Consider the following 18384-nt stretch of genomic DNA (forward strand, 5'->3'; position numbering starts at 1 on the left):
TGGGAGAAAAGCGCGGGAAACTGACAGACTGTCACGCGTGTCTGTGAACGGTTGGCCTGCCGAGGAATGGTCGTTGCCGGACGAGGTCCTCCGGGACGCCCCGACCTACACGCCCAAGCCGTCGGAGATCGCCGACCTCGAGCTGCTGCTGTCGGGCGCGTACCGGCCGCTGACCGGCTTCCTCGGCTCGGCCGACCTGACGTCGCTGCGCCGCAACGGCCGGCTCGCCGACGGGACGGCCTGGCCGGTGCCGGTGACGCTGGAGGTGCCGCCGGGCCTGATCGGCCAGCTGGACGTCGCCGACCCGACGCGCCGGGTGCTGATCCTCGCCGACCTCGAGGGCGCCCCGATCGCCGCGATGAACACCGCCGAGGTGTACCCGACGCGGCAGGGCTGGGGCGCCGCCGGCACGGTCAAGCGGCTCGGTGACGGCGGCCACGGGCCGTTCCGCCGCATGCGCAGGACGCCCGCGGAGGTGCGCGGCGTGCTGCCGCAGGGCCGGGTCCTCGGGGTCATCGCGGACCGCCCGCTGCACCGGCCGCAGCTGGCCCAGATCGCGCGCGCCGCCCGTACCCTCGCGGCACACCTGCTCGTGCTGGTGCCGGTCGGCAGCCCGGGCCCCGACGGCCTGGCCCCGGAGGCGCTGGTCCGCTGCGTCCTGGCGGCCCGCGACCGGATGCCCCCGTCCACGATCGTGACGCTGCCGCTGCCGCACTACGGCGGCGACGACATCCGCGCGGCCATGCTGCGCACCCGGGTCGCCGCCGCGTACGGCGTCACCCACCTGCTCGCGTCCAGCGACTCGATGCTGTCCGGCGGCGGCCTGCGGGTCCTCGTGCCCCGGGAGCTCGCGTACGACGGCCGCGACGGGCAGTGGCGCTCGCTCGACGACATCCCGCCGAAGCACCGCAGGCTGCCGCTGACCACCGCGGAGATCGACGACCACCTCGACCGGGGCACGATCCTGCCAGAGTGGCACACCCCGCCGGCGGTCGCCCGCGAGCTGACCCGGGACCGCCCGCCGCGCCGGCAGCGGGGGCTGGTCGTGTTCTTCACCGGCCTGTCCGGCTCCGGCAAGTCGACGATGGCGACCGGCGTCGCCGACGCGCTGCAGGAGACGGGGGAGCGCACCATCACCCTGCTCGACGGCGACATCGTGCGCCGGCACCTGTCGGCCGGCCTCACGTTCTCCGCCGCGGACCGCGACACGAACATCAAGCGGATCGGCTGGGTCGCCGCCGAGGTGGGCCGGCACGGCGGGGTGGCGATCTGCTGCCCGATCGCGCCGTACCACGACGGCCGCGCGGCGGCTCGGGAGTTCGCCCGTAACGCCGGGGCCGGTTTCGTGTTGGTCCATGTGTCGACGCCGCTCGCCGAGTGCGAGCGGCGCGACCGAAAAGGGCTCTACGCGAAGGCGCGGGCCGGCCTGATCAAGGGCATGACGGGGATCGACGACCCGTACGAGACACCGGTCGACGCCGAGTTGACGATCGACACGACCGGGCTGTCGTACGGCGAGGCGGTCACCACCGTCCTGCGCTACCTCGGCAACAACGGCTGGCTGGACCCACGCCCTATTCCGTAAAAGAGACGGAAAAGACGTAAAAGCGGGCACATCAGCCCATTACGCCGAACGTCCCGGAAGCGTTAGCCCCTGGAGAACCTGACGCCGAAGGGGCCGCCGCTTCATGGACGCCAACCGCCAGCTTTCCGCCGAAATCGACTCTCCGGGCGTCGACCTGCTCGGCATGGCCCGGCGCCATTGGTGGCTGGTGCTCCTGCTGGTCGGCGCCGGTCTCCTCGGCGCGGTGCAGTTCACCGGCATGCAGACGAAGGTGTACGAGTCCGCCACGTCCGTCCTCGTCTCGCCGCTCGGCAACGGGCAGGACGCGAACTCCACCAGCGGCCGCACCAAGGGCGACATCAACCTCGACAACGAGGCGCAGCTGGTGACCTCGACGACGGTGGCAGCCGGCGCCCGCGAGCTGATGCGCGCCGCGGAGACGCCGGACGAGCTGGCCCGCAAGGTCCGCGTCGAGGTCCCGCCGAACACCACGTTCCTGGTCATCACCTACTCCTCCAGCGACGCCCGGATCGCGCAGGCCGGCTCCCACGCGTTCGCCGAGGCGTACCTGCGCAACCGCGAGGAGAGCGCGAAGACCGAGGTCGCCGGCCGGATCGCGATCCTGCAGGACAAGCTCAACCAGCTCAACGCCAACCTGCTGCAGATCAACAACCGGCTCGCCAACCTCCGCCCGACCGACCCCAACCGGCCCAACCTGGAGAGCCAGCGCACCACCGCCACGTCGCAGATCAACACCCTCGCCGGCCAGCTCAACCAGCTGCTGACCACGACCGTCAACGCCGGCAAGATCACCCGCGACGCGGAGTTGCCGTCCCGCCCGGTGAAGCCCAACCGGCTGCTCAACCTCGCCAGCGGCGCCATGCTCGGCCTGCTGCTCGGCGTCGGCGCGGCCCTGCTGCGCGAGCGGCTCGACCAGCGCGTCCGCCGCCCCTCCGACCTGCCCCGCCGGGTCGACGTCACGGTCCTCGCCGCCGTCCCCGGCCGGGTCAAGCCGCGCCTCGACGACGTGTTCGCGCCGTTCGGCGCCGGCGGCCGCATCTTCAACCGGCTCCGCAACGAGGTCCTCGCCAGCGTCCCCGCGCCGCTGGGTGCCGACGCCCGGGTCGCCCTCGCCGGGCAGGTCGTCGTCGTGGCCGGGGCCAGCCGCGGCGCCGCGTCGACCGTCGTCGCCGCCAACCTCGCGGCCGCCTTCGCCCGTACGGGCGCCGAAACGGTCCTCGTCTGCGCCCACCTCCCCGACAGCCTCGTCGACACCGCCAGCGTCAACAAGATGCTCGGCGTGCGGTCCGTGCCGGGCCTGTCCGACGTGCTCGCCGGCCGGTTCTCCCTGAGCAGCGCCACCCAGCGCGCGCCGCGGCACCCCAACCTCAGCGTCGTCACCACCGGCGGCACCGCCAGCGCCGGCGGGCTGCTGCAGTCGCAGGCGCTGCGGGACACTCTCGCGACGCTGCGGGAGCGGGCCGCGTACGTGGTCGTCGAGGCACCCTCGACGTCGACCAGCGCCGACGCGCAGAGCCTCGCCAGCCTCGCCGACGCCGCGATCGTCGCGGTCGAGCTGCGGCGCACCCGCAACACCGAGGTCGCCGACGCCGCCGACCAGCTGCGCCGGGTCGGCACGCCGCTGCTCGGCGCGGTCGTCCTGCCGCGCCTGGCCGTCACCCGCGGCGGCGAGGAGCGCGACGCGCAGGAGGTCACCGTCGCCGACGACATGACCGCCGTCCTGGAGAAGCTGCCGCCGAAGGAGACCGAGGAGCCGGTGGCCCCGAAGCGGATCCGCACGGCGCCCGCCGCGCCCGCCGGGCCCGCCGGCGGCACCGCCACCGCGACGGCGCCGAAGGTCACGCAGGCGTCGCCGAGCGTGCCGAAGCGGCAGACCCGCACCATCTCGGTGACCCGCGTCAACGCCGAGACCGCGGGTGAGAACGGCGCCGACAAGCGCCGATGAGTGAGCTTGCGAGCGAATCATGTAGCAGGTTCAGGGCAGGCCGACGCCGGAGCGAAGCGGAGGTGGCGGGTGAGTGAGCTTGCGAGCGAATCATGTAGCAGGTTCAGGGCAGGCCGACGCCGGAGCGAAGCGGAGGTGGCGGGATGACCGCCCTCGCGAACCATCCCTTACCGCAGGCGGCGGCACCGGCGACCGGCCTGCTGAAACGGGCGCACCGGCTGCCCGCCTGGCCCGTGACCGGCCTGCTCCTGCTGTACCCGCTGTGGTGGGCGCTGGGCCTCGGCACCCTGATCTTCTTCCTGGTCGCCGTGCCGATGCTGGTGTCGCTGCTGCGGCACCGCGCGTCGGGGCAGCTCGTCAAGCTGCCGCCCGGGTTCCTGCTGTGGCTGCTGTTCCTCGCCGTGGTCGCGCTGGGGCTGTTCAGCCTCGGTGCCGACCCGGCCGGCACCGTGCCGGGCACCGCCGCCAGCCGGCTGGTCTCCTACACGTACCGCCTCGGCGGCTACGCGGCGCTGACCGTGATCCTGATCTACGCCGGCAACGTCGGCCGCCGGGAGCTGCCGCAGCAGCGGTTCGTCCGGCTGCTCGCGTGGCTCTTCGTCATCACCGTCGCCGGCGGGCTGCTCGGCATGGCCGCGCCCACGTTCGAGTTCACCGCGCCGCTGGAGCTGCTGCTGCCGCACCACCTGCGCGAGAACAGCTTCATCCAGTCGCTGGTCCACCCGACCGCCGCGCAGATCATGAACCTGCTCGGCGGGGAGACCCCGCGCCCCGGCGCTCCCTGGGGGTACACCAACACCTGGGGCAACAACGTCTGCCTCCTCATCGGCTGGATGCTCGTCGCCGGCTGGTCCCTGACCAGGAGCAGGAAGGTCAAGACGTTCACCGCGGTCGTCCTCCTCGCGGCGATGGCGCCGATCGTCTACTCGCTCAACCGCGGGCTGTGGATCGGCCTGGGCGTCATGGCGCTGTACGTGTCGGTGCGCCTGGCACTGCGCGGCCGCCTCGCCGCCCTCGGCCTGGTCGGCGTCGCCGGCATCGCCGTCGTGGTCGCCGTCGCCACCACGCCGCTGGGCGACGTCGTCAGCGCCCGGCTCGAGGACGGCAAGTCCAACGGGGTCCGCATGTACACCACGGAGAAGGCCGTCGGCGGGGTGGCGGAGTCGCCGCTGATCGGCTTCGGATCCACCCGCAACACCATCGGCGGCCGCAACTCGATCGCCGTCGGGGAGAGCGACGGCTGCGAGCGCTGCGGCAACTTCACCATCGGCGGCAACGGCCAGCTGTGGCAGCTCCTCTTCGCGCACGGGCTGCTCGGCACCGGCACCTACCTGGGGTTCTTCGTGGTCGGCCTGTGGCGCTTCCGGCGCGACGCGACCCCCGCCGGCCTCGCCGCGTCCGCCGCGATCGTGTCCAGCTTCGCCGCGATGTTCTGGTACAACGCGCTCGTCACCCCGCTGGCGTTGACCTTCCTCGCGTATGCCGTCCTGTGGCGCAACCGTTTGGAGAGCCGATGAGCCCAGTGAAGACCGCCCCGGCCGCGCTGCAGGTCGACGACGAGCAGCTGCGCGCGCAGTACATCGAGGAGGTCCTCGCCCTGCTGTACCCGGGGCAGGGATCCGGGGTCGTGGAGTACCTGGTCGTGCCGAACGCCCGCAAGCCGCGGCTGCTCGTGCCCGCCGACGACCGCCGCCTCGCCGCCGCCGCCGTGCGCCGCTACGCCGAGCCGCAGTCCCGGATGGCGAAGCTCAAGCGCGACGCGGTCGTCGCCGCCCTGCGCACCGGCGCGTCGTCGGTGCTGCTGCGCGACCGGCTGCGGATCACGCCTGGCGCCGACACCATCGACACGTACCTGCGCCGGGCCCTCGGCGCCGACGTGCGGCTCAGCGTCCACATCGGACCGGCGCGGGCCAACCGCAAGCCGGTGCTCCAGCTGCTCACCGAGTCCGGCGCCACCATGGCGTTCGCGAAGCTCGGCACGTCGGCGCTGACCCGCACCCTGGTCAAGGCCGAGGGCAACGCCCTGGCCGCCGTGTCGACCGCCGGGCTCAAGGCGCTGCGGGTGCCCGACGCGATCCACATCGGACAGTGGGGCGAGCACGAGGTCCTCGTGCAGTCGGCGCTGCCGGTGTGGCGGCCCAGGGTCCCGCTGACCGCGCCCCGGCTCGCCAGGGCGATGGGCGAGGTCGCCGCCTGCTGCGGCACCCGCCGCGGCCGCCTCGACGACAGCGGCTACTGGACCCGGCTGCGGGCCCGGCTCGACGCGATCAGCGGCCACACTGAGGGCGGCGCGCTGCGGGCCGCCGCCGAGCGGATCGCCCGCGCCGCCGGCGGCGTCCAGCTCACCTACGGCTCCTGGCACGGCGACTGGTCCCCGTGGAACATGGCCAGCCTCGCCGACACGATCCTGGTCTGGGACTGGGAACGCTTCACCCCCGGGGTCCCGATCGGCTACGACGCGCTGCACCACGCGCTGCAGCTCGACATCGGCCGGTCCCCGTCGCCGGACAGGTGCGTCAACGACCTCATCGACGCCGCGCCCGAGCTGCTGCTGCCGTTCGGCGTGGTGCACCGCCAGGCGGTCGAGGTGACCACCCTGCTCTACCTCATCGACCTGGCCACCCGGTACGTCACCGACCGGCAGGCGGAGGCCGGCGCCCGGCTGGGCGTGCTCGGCAGCTGGCTGCTGCCCGTTCTCGTCGCGCGAGTGGAGGCTCTGTAACCATGCCCGTGCAGGTTCCCGACACGATGAAGCGGATCATCCACTTCGGATCCCGCAACTACGGGCAGCTCACCGCCAACCGGCGGATGCTGCCGCAGTTCCTGATCTGCGGCGGGCAGCGCTGCGGCACCACGTCGCTCTACCGCGCGCTCGCCACGCACCCGGCCGTCATCAAGGCCGTGCTGCACAAGGGCGTGCACTACTTCGACGTCGGCTACCACCACGGGCTGCGCTGGTACCGCGGGCACTTCCCGCTGCAGCGGCGGTCCGAGCGGATCCGCGACGAGCACGGCGTGCCGGCGCAGACGTTCGAGTCGAGCCCGTACTACATGTACCACCCGCACGCCCTGGCCCGGATCGCCAAGGACCTGCCCGGCGTGAAGCTCGTCGTGCTGGTCCGCGACCCGGTCGAGCGCGCCTACTCCCAGCACGCGCACGAGGTCGCCCGCGGCTTCGAGACCGAGGTCGACTTCGGCAAGGCGCTCGCGCTGGAGCCGTCCCGGCTCGCCGGGCAGCGGGAGCTGCTCGCCGGCGACCCGTCCGCCTACAGCTTCGCGCACCAGCACCACGCGTACCGGGCCCGCGGCGAATACATCGAGTACATCGAGCCGATGGCCGCGCTGCTCGGCCGCGACCGGGTGCACGTCGTGGACAGCACCGAGTTCTTCCTGCGCCCGGAGCCCGTGTACGACGCCGTCCTGGACTTCCTCGGCCTGCCGCGGGTCGGCCAGTACCCGGCGTTCGAGCGGCACAACGCCCGCCCCCGCAACCGCCTCGACGACTCGATCGCCCAGGAGCTCGCCGCGCACTACGCGCCCTACGACGAGCGGCTCGCCGCCTGGCTCGGCCACCGTCCCTCCTGGCTGTCCACAGCGGACAGTCCGGCGTGACGGCGACCCTCGACAAGTCCACCACCGGAGCCGGGCTGGAGTCGCCCGGCCGCATGCTGCGCGGCGCCGCCCGGGGTGGCCTTGCCAACCTCGCCGGCACCGTCTGCACCGGCGTCGCCGGGCTCGGCGTCACGTGGCTCGCCGCCCGTGCCCTCGACCCGCGCGGCGCGGGCGCGTTCTTCGCCGCGACCGCCGTCTTCGGCCTCGGCGTCACGGTCGCCAAGCTCGGCGTGCAGACGTCGCTGGTGTACTGGCCGGCGCGGATGCGCGCGGTCGGCGACCTGTCGCGGCTGCGGGAGTGCCTGCGCGCGGCGCTGGTCCCGGTCGTCGTGGCGGCGCTGGTCATCGCCGGCGGCCTGTGGTTCGCCGCGGACCTGCTGCCGGGGCGGCCCGACCTGGTCCGCACGCTCGCCGTGTTCCTGCCGCTCGCCACGGTCAGCGACGCGCTGCTCGCGGCGACCCGCGGGCTGCGCTCGATGCGCCCGACCGTGCTGCTCGACCGGGTCATGCGGCCCGGCGCGCAGCTGGTCCTCCTGGCGCTGGTGTGGGCCGCCGGCTGGGGCCCGGACGTGTTCGCCGCGCTGTGGGCGCTGCCCTACCTGCCGGCCGCGCTGTTCGCCGGCGTGGCCCTGACCCGGCTCCGCGCCAGGATCACGGGCCCTGCGGCGGACGCGGCGGAGCGCTCCGACTTCACCCCGCGGCGGTTCTGGGCGTTCACCGCGCCCCGCGCCGTCGCCAGCTTCGCGCAGATGGCGCTGCAGCGCGTCGACGTGCTGCTCGTCGCGGCGCTCGCCGGCCTGGCACCCGCCGCCATGTACGCCGTCGCCGGCCGCTTCGTCATCCTCGGGCAGTTCGTCAACCAGGGGGTCACCCAGTCCGTCCAGCCGCGCCTCGCCGAGCGCCTCGCCGTGCGGGACAAGGCCGGCGCGAACCTGCTCTACCGTCAGGCGACCGCCTGGGTGGTGCTCGCCTGCTGGCCGTTGTACCTGCTGATGTTCACCTACGCCCACCTGTACCTCGACCTCTTCGGCGAGCACTACGAGGGCGGCGCGCGCATCGTGCGGCTCCTCGCCGCCACGATGATGGTCGCGACCGCGTGCGGGATGGTCGACGTCGTCCTCGCCATGGCCGGCCGCACGTGGTGGAACCTCGCCAACGTCGGCCTCGCCCTGGTCACCATGCTCGGCGTCGACGCGCTGCTGATCCCCCGGCTCGGCGCGTTCGGCGCCGCCGTCGGCCTGTGCGCCGCGGTGCTCGTCAACAACCTGGTCCCGCTCGTGCAGGTCGTGCGGGGCCTCGGCCTGCACCCGTTCGGGCGGGCCACGCTGCTCGCCTGCGGGCTGGCCACATCGTGTTTCGCCGTGCCGCAGCTGGCCGTGCTGCCGGTCCACGGGCTGATGGTGAAGTTCGCCGCCACGGGGGCGGGTGCGGCCGTGTACTGCTACGCGGCCGTGCGTTTGAGGCACGTTCTGATGCAGGGGGAGCGATGAGAACCGATTACGCGGAGGTCTTCCAGTCGGATGCGGCGGTCGACAAGTACGAGCGGGTGGTCTACGCGCCGGAGACCTACTCGACGGCGGTGAGCGGCCGGCAGCGCGCGTTCCTGCGCCGCCTGGTCCGCCGGGAGTTCACCGCCCGCCGGCCCGTCCAGCACGATTTCGCGTGCGGCACCGGCCGGGCGATCAAGCTGCTGCACGGTGTCGTACGGGCGGCGCACGGCTACGACGTGTCCGCCCAGATGCTCGCCAAGGCCCAGGAGGCGGGCGTCTACGCGAAGCTGCACCAGGTCGCCGGCGACGGGCCCGTCCCGGAGCCGGCCACGGTCGACGGCCCGGCGCTGGTGACCGTGTTCCGGCTGCTGCTCAACGCGCCCAAGGAGGTCCGGGACCGGGCGATCGCCTTCGCCGCGAAGATCCTGCCGGAGGCGGAGTCGGGCCTGCTCGTCGTGGAGAACCACGGCAACCGCTCGTCGCTGCGGCACCTGCGGTACCGCTCCAACCGCACCAACAGCTGGTTCGCGGAGCTGCACCACGCCGAGGTGGAGCAGCTCCTCGCCCGGCACGGCTTCGAGGTCGTCGAGCGGCGCGGCTTCGCGCTGTGCCCGGCCGGGGCGTACCGGCGCGAATGGCTGCGCCCGGTCGCCCGCCGCACCGACGACATCGCCGCGCGCAGCCGCCGCCTCTCGGGGGTGGCCACCGACGTGCTCTACGTGGCACGGCGGATACCCAAGTAGCTCTAGCGGAGGACCTTTCGCAGTGAAGCGGATCGGGCTCGTCGCCGCCGTCGTGGTCGCCGTCGTGGCGGGCGCGACGGCGGTGACCCTCAGCGTGATGTCCACGAAGGACACCCCGGCCCCACGGCCGTCGCCGACCGGCGCCCAGGCGCCCCCGGGCGGACCCGGGGCACCGCCGGCCATCGCCACCTCGACCGGCCCGTTCGCGGCCGGGCCCATCGCGCCGCCGAAGCACGGCTCGTACCTCGGCGCGTGGGTCCGGCCGGAGCACCTCACCGAGTCGGGCCGGCTGTCGGCGATGACGGCGTGGGAGAAGACCGTCGGCCGCAAGATGGCGATCGTCAACACGTACCGCCGCTTCGACGAGAACTTCTTCAACGCCTCCGACGAGCAGTTCGCCGCCCGGGGCACGACCCTCATGCTGTCGTGGGCGAGCGGCGACACCAGGCTCATCACCCTGGGTCGCTACGACGGGCTGATCCGCGAGCGGGCCCGCGAGCTCAAGGCCTTCGGCAAGCCGGTGCTGATGCGCTTCCGGTGGGAGATGGACCGCCCCAACCTGCGGGCCCAGATGTGGTCGGGGGAGGACTACATCGCCGCCTGGCGGCACGTGCGCGCCATCTTCACCGCGGAGGGCGCCACCAACGCGTCCTGGGTCTGGTGCCCGACCGTGGAGGGCTTCCAGGGCGGCTACGCGGCCGAGTTCTACCCCGGCGACGACGCCGTGGACTGGAACTGCGTCGACGTCTACGCCGGCTCCAGGTACGGCACGATCGGCGAGCTGATGCGGCAGTTCCTGGAGTTCTGCGCGGCCCACCCGACGAAGCCGGTGATGATCGGCGAGTTCGGGGTGGCCCGCGCGTGGGGCACCGAGCAGCGCGCCGCGTGGCTGCGTGACGCGTCCGCGACGTTCAAGGCCAACCCGCAGATCCGGGCCGTGATGTACTTCGAGTCCGACCCGACGGACAACAAGGGCCCCACGCGGCAGTTCCAGGTGTCGGACGACCCCACGGTCCTCGGCGCCTTCCGCCAGTCCCTCGCCCAGGACCCGCACTACACGCCGATGACCACCGCCGTCGCCGGCAAGACGAGGAAGAAGTGACGATGCCCCGGTTCCGTGTGTTCGCGCTGGTCGCGGCCCTCGCGTGCGCGGCCCTCGCCGGCTGCCGGTCGGACCCGGGGGTGGCCGCCTACCTGGGCGGCGGCGCCGTCACCATCGACCAGGTCACCGCCGTCGCCGACGACCTGACCTACGCTCCCGCCCAGCGCGGCAACGTCACCGGATACGTCCTCGGCTCCATGATCATCCGGGACGTCGGCGGCCGGCTCGCCGCCTCGCGCGGCCTCGCGCTGCGGCACGACACCGACCCCGGCCTGGTCGCGCAGTACTACGGCGTCGCCCCGGACGCGCCGATCGTGCCGCTCGTCACCGAGGCCCAGGACGTCCTGGTCACCCTCGCCGCCGCCGTCACGCCCGTCGAGCCGGACCTCGCGCAGCAGCGGGCCGCCTTCGACGCGCTGTTCTTCGCCAGCGGGCGCCCGGTCTCCGACTTCTACGCGTTCGAGCAGGTCCAGTACCTGCTGACCCGCGACGCGATCGGCCGGATGATCGCGCTGCGCCGGCAGCTGGACGACGCCGTCGCCGGCTCGGGCATCACCGTCAACCCGCGGTACCAGGGCCTCACGTACGGGCTGCCGATCACCGTCGACATCGGCCGGGGCGGCGTCGCCCGGGCCAGTATCCTGGTCCATCTGACCTTCGACGGAGGTCTCGCCGAGGAGGTCTGAGGAACTGTGCCGGGCAGCGTGATCCTGCTGGTGACCTCGCCCCGCCTCCCGGCCGGCGTGCTCACCGCCGAGGCGTGGGACGTGGTCCGCGCCCATCCGGTGTACACCGGATCCGCCTCCCCGCAGGTCGACGCGCTGCGGGCCGCCGGCGCCACCGTGACCGTCGTGGACCCAGCCGTCGAGGTCCTGCTCGACGCCCTCGCCGAGCACGGCACCATCGTCTGGCTCGCCGCCCCCGACGGCGACGAGGAGCTCGCCCGCTCGCTGGGCCTGCGGCTGGCCCGCGAGCCCGGCCTCGCCGCCCTGGAACTGCTCTACGGCTCCTGGGACCCGCCCGGCGCCCGCGTCCTGGACGCCGTCACCGTCATGGACCGGCTCATGCACCCCCAGACCGGCGACGCGTGGAAGCGCGCGCAGACGCACGAGAGCCTGGCGCCGTTCCTGCTCGAGGAGGCGTACGAGCTGTACGACGCCATCCGCGACGCCGACCTCGAAGCGGTCCGCGAGGAGCTCGGCGACGTCCTGCTCCAGGTCGTGCTGCACGCCCGCCTCGCCGAGGAGGCGGCGGACACCGACGACAGATTCACCCTCGACGACGTCGCCGGCGACCTCGTCGCCAAGCTCATCCGCCGCAACCCCCACGTCTTCGCCGACACCCAGGTCGGCGGCATCGACGACATCATCGCCAACTGGGAGCAGATCAAGCAGGCCGAGAAGTCCCGCGCCTCCGCCGTCGACGGGGTCGCCCTCTCCCAGCCCGCGCTCGCCCTGACCGCGAAGCTCCTGCACCGCGTCGCCCGCGCCGGCCTCACCGTCGACTTCACCCCCGCCGACCCCCTCGGCGCCGCCCTCTTCGCCCTGGTGGTCGAGGCCGACCGGACCGGCCGGGACGCCGAGGCCGCCCTGCGCGCCGCCGCCCTGTCCTACATGGACGCCGTCCGCCGCGCCGAATAAGGCCGCTCCTACCAGGGGAGGGGGTGGGTGGCGCCCTGGTGGGTGGCGGCCTCGACGACGGCGGGCCAGCGGGACGGGTCGAAGACGTTGCCGCCGATGGCGGACTGGGAGTCGGGGTCCGGCTCGATCAGCGTGCCCGTGGCAGGGGTGTCGCGCTGGAGCATCGGGATGCGCGGGGCGAGGACGACGACGCGGTCGTAGCCGGCGGCCAGGTCGGCGTTGGTGCGGGAGCGGACGCCGCCGTCCATGTACCTGCCGCCGTTGACGGGCATCGGCGGGAACAGGCACGGCACCGCGCAGCTCGCGGCGACGGCCGGCACCAGCGGGACGCCCGACGCCGCGGTCCAGAAGCCCGGCTCGCCGGTGGCGGTGTCGACGGCGGTGATGAGCAGGCGGTCGGGGAAGCGGTCGATCGGCAGGCGGCGGGCGAAGGACGCCAGCCACGGCTCGGGCGGCCCGACCTCGGCTTCGAGGGCGATCGCGCCGATCCGGCGGCGCAGCTCCACGGGCGGCAGCGACGGGTCCTGCAGCAGCTGGAACGCGACGGCGCCGCGGGTCCAGTCGGCGCGGATGCGCGGGTCGCCGGGGCCGAGCGGGGCCTCCATCGCGGCCGCCGCGGCCGGGTCGTGGCCGGCGGCGACGAGGGCGCCGGTGATCGCGCCGGCGGAGGTGCCGACGATCAGGTCCGCGCGGGTGAGGTCGAGGCCTTGCCGGGCGAGGCCGATGAGGAGACCGAGCTGCCAGGCGACGCCGGTGATGCCGCCGGCGCCGAGGACGAGTGCGGTGCGTTCCATGCATCCTGGTTATCACGGCCGGCGCCGGTGTCCGGGGATCGCGGACCGCCGCGCAGGCCGAGGACCAGGCCGGCGGAGACGGCCGCGACGCCGAGCAGCTGGTGCGGGTCGGGCGTGACCCGGTCCACCACGGCGACCGTGAGCAGGGCGAAGACCGGGACCAGGCCGACGAACACGCCGGCGCGTTCGATGCCGAGGTGGGCGACGCCGCTGTACCAGCAGACGAACGCGACCACGGTCAGCACCAGACCCAGGAAGGCCAGGGCGGCGGTCTCGCCGGCGGACGGCAGGCGCGGCACCTCGCCGGTGAAGGGGAGGGCGACGAGCAGGAGCGGGACGGCGAGCGCGGTGCTCCACGCCGACACCCGCACCGGCCCCAGCCGGGGCAGCAGCGGCGCGGCCAGCAGCGAGAACGCCGCCTCGCAGACGAGGACGCCGATCGCGGCGGCGAGGCCCGGCCCGTCGATGCGGCCGCCGCCCTGCACGAGGACCGCGCCGAGGACCACGACCGCGGCGGCGAGGAGCAGGCGCGGGGCGGGGCGGCGGCGCTCCTGCAGGGGGCCGAGCAGGGCGAGCAGCAGCGGGCTGGCGCCGACGATCGTGCCGATGGCCGCGGGGTCGGCGTGGCGCAGGGCGTACATGAGCAGCACGTTGAAACCGACCAGCCCGGTCGCCGCGACGCCCGCCAGGCGCAGCAGCTCGCGGCCCGTGGGCCGCAGCCAGCTGGTGAGGAGGGCGAGCGCGGCCGCGGCGAGGGTGTACCGCAGCGCCTGGCCGGTCAGGACCGGGAAGTCGGCCAGCGACCGGCTGACGGTGAACGAGGAGCCCAGGATCGCGCAGGTCAGCACGCAGTAAAAGGTGTGCAGCCGGTTCATGACAGCGAACTTACGATCGCCAGTGGTCCACGCTACAGTGCCACCGAGCACCGCGTTTGGAGGTCCACTTTGTCGGTCTGGGAGGCGTTGGTCGAGCTTGACCGCACTCGGCCGCGGGTCGGCGACCAGCTCGTCGGTGCGCTCCGCGAGGCGATCACCGGGGGGCGGCTGGCGCCCGGGACGCGGCTGCCGTCGACCAGGGACCTCGCCGCCGACCTCGGTGTCTCGCGAGGCCTTGTCGTCGGGGCGTACGAGCAGCTCACGGCCGAGGGGCGGCTGCTGACGCGGCGGGGGTCCGGGACGGTCGTCGCCGCCGTCTCCGCACCGGTGCAGCGCCGGCGCAGCGACCCGCCGGACCGGCCCGTCGCGGTCGCGCCACTGCGCCCGGGCGTGCCCGACCTGGGGATGTTCCCGCGCACGGCGTGGCGGCGGGCGTACGAGACGGCCCTGACCAACGCCCTGGACGCCGACTTCGACTACGGCGACGCGACCGGCGCGCCCCGGCTGCGTCAGGAGCTGTCGGGCTACCTCGGGCGGGTCAGGGCCGCGCTGGTGCCGCCGGAAGGGCTGATCGTCACCGCCGGCGTCACCCAGGGCCTGGCCCTGCTGGCGAAGGCGCTCCTGGCGCAGGATGTGCGGCGGATCGCGCTGGAGGATCCGGGTCCATCGGCGCTGCGGGAGCACCTGCAGCGGCTCGGGCTCGACGTGGTGCCGGTGCCGGTCGACGACGACGGCCTCGACGTGCGGGCGCTCGCGCGCAGCAGGTGTACGGCGGTCGTCGTCACCCCCGCGCACCAGTTCCCGACCGGCGTGGTGCTCGCCCCGCAGCGGCGCACCGACCTGATCGCCTGGGCCCGGCGGGTCGGCGGGCTGATCGTCGAGGACGACTACGACGCCGAGCACCGCTACGACCGCGAGCCCGTCGCCTGCCTGCAGGGGCTCGCGCCGGACCGGGTCGCGCTCGTCGGCTCGGTGAGCAAGGTCCTCGCGCCGGGGCTGCGGCTGGGCTGGCTGGCGCCGCCGCCGGGGCTCCACCAGACGCTGCGCGCGGCGAAGGCGGACGCCGACAACGGCGGGCCGGCGCTGCAGCAGCTCGCGTTCGCCGAGTTCCTTGCCGCCGGCGGCTACGACCGGCACCTGCGCCGGGCCCGTCGGCTGCACCGGGAGCGCCGCGACGCGGTGGTCGCCGCGCTGCGCCGGCACCTGCCGCGGGCCCGCATCGGCGGGATCGCCGCCGGGCTGCACCTGGTCGTGGAGCTGCCGCCGGGCACCGACGACCGGGCCGTGGCGCAGCGCGCGCTCGCGAGCGGGCTCGGGCCGCTCGCCCTGTCGTCGCTGCGGGTCCGCAAGGGACCGCCGGGGCTCGTCCTCGGGTACGCCGCGCACACCCCGCACGAGCTCGCCAGAGCGGTCCGGACCCTCGCCGGTCTCGTCTAGGTTCCTCGGCCAGGTTCCTTGTTGGTTCTCGGCCAGGTTCCTTGTTGGTTCTCGGCCGGGTTCCTTGTTTGGTTCTCGGCCGGGTTCCTCGTTTTGGTTTCTCGGCTAGGTTCGAAGCCATGCCGCATGACTTCGTGCCACTGGCCGAGCACATCGCCGACGCGCTGCTGGAGTCCGACCCCCGGCTCGCGGCGTCGGCCGGCGACCACCGTTTCGACGACCGGCTGCCGGACCTGTCCGCGGAGGCGGTCGCCGGCGACGTCGACATGCTCCGCGACGCCTCCGCCGCGCTGACCCAGGTCGACCTCGACCTGCTGGACCCGCAGGAGCAGGTCGACCACGCGGTGCTCCTGGCGCGGGTCGAGCGGATGCTGTTCGAGCGGACCGAGATCCGCGAGCACGAGTGGAACCCCCTCGCCCACAACCCGGCGACGCTGCTGAACGCGCTGATCGCCCGGCCGTTCGCACCGGCGGAGGAGCGGCTGGTCTCGATCGCGGCGCGGCTGTCGGCGATCCCCGACGCGCTCGCGACCGCCCGGGACACGCTCACCGACATGCCGCGGGTCCACGTGGAGACCGCGGCTGGGCAGTTCCAGGGCACCGCGCGGCTGGTCCGGGACGAGCTCGGCGACCTGTTGAAGGAGGCGCCCGGGCTGGCCGACGTCGTGCGCCCGCTGCAGGAGCGGGCCGCGGCCGAGCTCGACGGGTTCGCCGCCTGGCTGCGCGAGCGGATCGACACCGCCGACCGGGACCCGCGGCTCGGCCGGCGGCTGTGGGAGGCCCGGCTGTGGCACACCCTGGACACCGAGCTCGGCGCCGCGACGGTCCTGCGGCGCGCCGAGGACAACCTCGCGGAGGTGACCGCGCAGCTGCGGGCCGCGGCCGCCGAGCTGACCGGCGGCCCGGAGTCCGACGAGACGGTCCGCGCCGCGTTCGCGCAGGCCGCCGCCGACGTGCCCGACAACGACACGATCGTGGACCTGGCGAAGGTCGCCCTCGCGGAGGCCACCGCGTTCGTCCGGGAGCACGACCTCGTCACCCTCATCGACGACCCGCTGGTCATCATGGAGATGCCGGAGTTCGCCCGGGGGTTCGCCGTCGCGTACTGCGATCCGCCCGGCCTGCTGGAGTCCGCCGAGCTGCCGACGTTCTACTGCATCTCACCCACCCCGTCGGACTGGAGCGCGGAGCGGGTCGCGTCGTTCTACCGCGAGTACAACAGCCACATGCTGCGCGACCTCACGGTCCACGAGGCGACCCCCGGCCACTTCCTCCAGCTCGCGCACGCCCGGCGCTTCCGGGGCCGCACGCGGGCCAGGGTGATCGGCTGGAGCGGACCGTTCGTCGAGGGTTGGGCGGTGTACGCGGAGCAGCTGCTGGCCGAGCGCGGGTTCGGTGGCCTGCCGGTGCGGCTCCAGCAGCTCAAGATGCAGCTGCGGATGAGCATCAACGCCATCATCGACCAGCGGATCCACTGCGACGGGATGACCGAGCAGGAGGCGATGGCGCTCATGATGGGCCCCGGCTTCCAGGAGGAGGGCGAGGCGGCCGGGAAGTGGCGCCGGGCGCTGCTGTCCTCGACGCAGCTGTCGACGTACTTCGTGGGCTACACCGAGGTCCGCGAGATCGCCGATGAACGACCGGTGAACGTCACGCTGCGCGACTGGCACGACCAGATGCTCGCGCACGGCTCACCCCCGCCCCGTCACCTGCGAACGCTGCTCAACATCTAGGTCCAGGTCGGCAAGATCGGTGCAACCGATAGGCTCAGGGTGCCGCACCGTGGCGGCCGACCAATCTTTGTCTGCAAGGAGTGACAGTGGCCACGATTGAAGCAATCGGCGCGCGGGAGATCCTCGACTCGCGGGGCAACCCGACCGTTGAGGTCGAGGTCGTCCTCGACGACGGCACCCTGGCCCGCGCGGCTGTCCCGTCCGGTGCCTCGACCGGCGCCTTCGAGGCCAACGAGCTGCGCGACGGCGACTCGAAGCGTTACCTCGGCAAGGGCGTCGAGAAGGCCGTCGAGAACGTGAACGAGCGCATCGCCGAGGCCGTCCGCGGCTTCGACGCCACCGAGCAGCGCCTCGTCGACCAGGCCATGCTCGACCTCGACGGCACGCCGGAGAAGTCCAACCTCGGCGCCAACGCGATCCTGGGCGTGTCCCTCGCGGTCGCCAAGGCCGCCGCCGACTCGGCCGGTCTCAGCCTGTTCAAGTACCTCGGCGGGCCCAACGCGCACCTGCTGCCGGTGCCGATGCTCAACATCCTCAACGGTGGCTCCCACGCCGACTCCAACGTCGACGTCCAGGAGTTCATGATCGCCCCGATCGGCGCGCCGACCTTCCGCGAGGCGCTGCGCACCGGCGCCGAGGTCTACCACTCGCTCAAGTCGGTCCTGAAGAAGAAGGGCCTGTCGACCGGCCTCGGCGACGAGGGTGGCTTCGCGCCCAACCTGCCGACCAACGCCGCCGCGCTCGACCTGATCGCCGAGGCCGTCGAGAAGGCCGGCTTCTCGCTCGGCAGCGACATCGTCCTCGCCCTCGACGTGGCCGCCACCGAGTTCTACAAGGAGGGTGCGTACACCTTCGAGGGTGGCGGCAAGTCCTCCGACGAGATGATCGCGTACTACACCCAGCTCGTCGACGCCTACCCGATCGTGTCCATCGAGGACCCGCTGTCGGAGGAGGACTGGGACGGCTGGAAGGCGATGACCGACGCGCTCGGCAGCCGCATCCAGATCGTCGGCGACGACCTCTTCGTCACCAACCCGCAGCGCATCGCCCGCGGCATCGCCACCGACACCGCCAACGCGGTGCTCGTCAAGGTCAACCAGATCGGCTCGCTCACCGAGACGCTCGACGCCGTCGACCTGGCGCACCGCGCCGGCTTCCGCACGATGATGAGCCACCGCTCCGGCGAGACCGAGGACACCACGATCGCCGACCTCGCGGTCGCGGTCGGCAGCGGCCAGATCAAGACCGGCGCCCCGGCCCGGTCCGAGCGGGTCGCCAAGTACAACCAGCTCCTGCGCATCGAGGACGAGCTCGACGACGCGGCGCGCTACGCCGGTCGGGGCGCGTTCCCGCGGTACCGTTAGTCCGGTTTCACGTCCGCGGCTCTCTCCTGGGGAGCCGCGGACGCTTCTCCGGGGGTTGTGGCAC

Annotated in this window: 15 protein-coding genes; 13 read left to right on the forward strand and 2 right to left on the reverse strand. The window is 73.6% G+C overall.

Translation table 11 applies throughout. The annotated features are described in order from the left end of the window. Positions 1-43 precede the first annotated feature (43 nt). The 10 genes from cysC (at position 44) to AB0J72_RS11145 (ending at position 12117) form a co-directional block, all read left to right on the forward strand. Complete coding sequence (gene cysC, locus AB0J72_RS11100; RefSeq protein ID WP_363397615.1) at positions 44-1585, forward strand: adenylyl-sulfate kinase; 1542 nt, start codon at positions 44-46, stop codon at positions 1583-1585. 103 nt (positions 1586-1688) lie between these two features. Then, positions 1689-3530 (forward strand): GNVR domain-containing protein, encoded by a 1842-nt coding sequence (locus AB0J72_RS11105; protein WP_363397471.1) that lies wholly within the window; start codon positions 1689-1691, stop codon positions 3528-3530. 143 nt (positions 3531-3673) lie between these two features. Next, positions 3674-5047, forward strand: coding sequence for a hypothetical protein (locus AB0J72_RS11110; protein ID WP_363397474.1), 1374 nt, complete (start codon positions 3674-3676; stop codon positions 5045-5047). Continuing rightward, complete coding sequence (locus tag AB0J72_RS11115; RefSeq protein WP_363397476.1) at positions 5044-6252, forward strand: hypothetical protein; 1209 nt, start codon at positions 5044-5046, stop codon at positions 6250-6252. Before AB0J72_RS11110 ends, AB0J72_RS11115 begins: the two co-directional genes overlap by 4 nt. A 2-nt stretch (positions 6253-6254) precedes the next feature. Further along, a complete protein-coding gene (locus AB0J72_RS11120; protein ID WP_363397478.1) occupies positions 6255-7142 on the forward strand; it encodes a sulfotransferase domain-containing protein in 888 nt (295 codons plus the stop codon). Then, positions 7139-8632: a lipopolysaccharide biosynthesis protein gene (locus AB0J72_RS11125; RefSeq protein WP_363397480.1), complete on the forward strand. Its 1494-nt coding sequence runs from the start codon at positions 7139-7141 to the stop codon at positions 8630-8632. The genes AB0J72_RS11120 and AB0J72_RS11125 overlap by 4 nt, the downstream gene beginning before the upstream one ends. Next, positions 8629-9375 (forward strand): SAM-dependent methyltransferase, encoded by a 747-nt coding sequence (locus tag AB0J72_RS11130; protein ID WP_363397482.1) that lies wholly within the window; start codon positions 8629-8631, stop codon positions 9373-9375. The genes AB0J72_RS11125 and AB0J72_RS11130 overlap by 4 nt, the downstream gene beginning before the upstream one ends. Before the next feature lie 22 nt (positions 9376-9397). Beyond that, positions 9398-10477 (forward strand): endoglucanase, encoded by a 1080-nt coding sequence (locus AB0J72_RS11135; RefSeq protein WP_363397484.1) that lies wholly within the window; start codon positions 9398-9400, stop codon positions 10475-10477. Positions 10478-10479: 2 nt separating this feature from the next. Continuing rightward, positions 10480-11163 carry a hypothetical protein gene (locus AB0J72_RS11140; protein ID WP_363397486.1) on the forward strand — a complete coding sequence of 228 codons (684 nt, stop codon included), beginning with the start codon at positions 10480-10482 and terminating at the stop codon, positions 11161-11163. A 6-nt stretch (positions 11164-11169) separates the two neighbouring features. Then, on the forward strand, positions 11170-12117 hold the full coding sequence (locus AB0J72_RS11145) for a MazG family protein (RefSeq protein WP_363397488.1): 948 nt from the start codon (positions 11170-11172) through the stop codon (positions 12115-12117). Positions 12118-12125: 8 nt separating this feature from the next. On the opposite strand, the gene AB0J72_RS11150 is transcribed toward AB0J72_RS11145, so the two are convergent. Further along, positions 12126-12911 (reverse strand): patatin-like phospholipase family protein, encoded by a 786-nt coding sequence (locus AB0J72_RS11150; protein ID WP_363397490.1) that lies wholly within the window; start codon positions 12909-12911, stop codon positions 12126-12128. Next, a complete protein-coding gene (locus AB0J72_RS11155) occupies positions 12797-13786 on the reverse strand; it encodes a DMT family transporter (protein ID WP_363397492.1) in 990 nt (329 codons plus the stop codon). The genes AB0J72_RS11150 and AB0J72_RS11155 overlap by 115 nt, the downstream gene beginning before the upstream one ends. Positions 13787-13855: 69 nt before the next feature. Here AB0J72_RS11155 and AB0J72_RS11160 point away from each other — a divergent pair, with 69 nt between their 5' ends. The 3 genes from AB0J72_RS11160 to eno all read left to right on the forward strand — a co-directional run bounded on the left by AB0J72_RS11160 (position 13856) and on the right by eno (position 18320). Beyond that, positions 13856-15223: a PLP-dependent aminotransferase family protein gene (locus tag AB0J72_RS11160; protein ID WP_363397494.1), complete on the forward strand. Its 1368-nt coding sequence runs from the start codon at positions 13856-13858 to the stop codon at positions 15221-15223. A gap of 119 nt (positions 15224-15342) precedes the next feature. Further along, positions 15343-16956: a DUF885 domain-containing protein gene (locus AB0J72_RS11165; RefSeq protein WP_363397496.1), complete on the forward strand. Its 1614-nt coding sequence runs from the start codon at positions 15343-15345 to the stop codon at positions 16954-16956. Between the two features lie 86 nt (positions 16957-17042). Then, complete coding sequence (eno, locus tag AB0J72_RS11170; RefSeq protein WP_363397498.1) at positions 17043-18320, forward strand: phosphopyruvate hydratase; 1278 nt, start codon at positions 17043-17045, stop codon at positions 18318-18320. Positions 18321-18384 lie beyond the last annotated feature (64 nt).

The sequence above is a fragment of the Dactylosporangium sp. NPDC049742 genome, from assembly GCF_040674675.1.
Taxonomy (GTDB): domain Bacteria; phylum Actinomycetota; class Actinomycetes; order Mycobacteriales; family Micromonosporaceae; genus Dactylosporangium; species Dactylosporangium maewongense.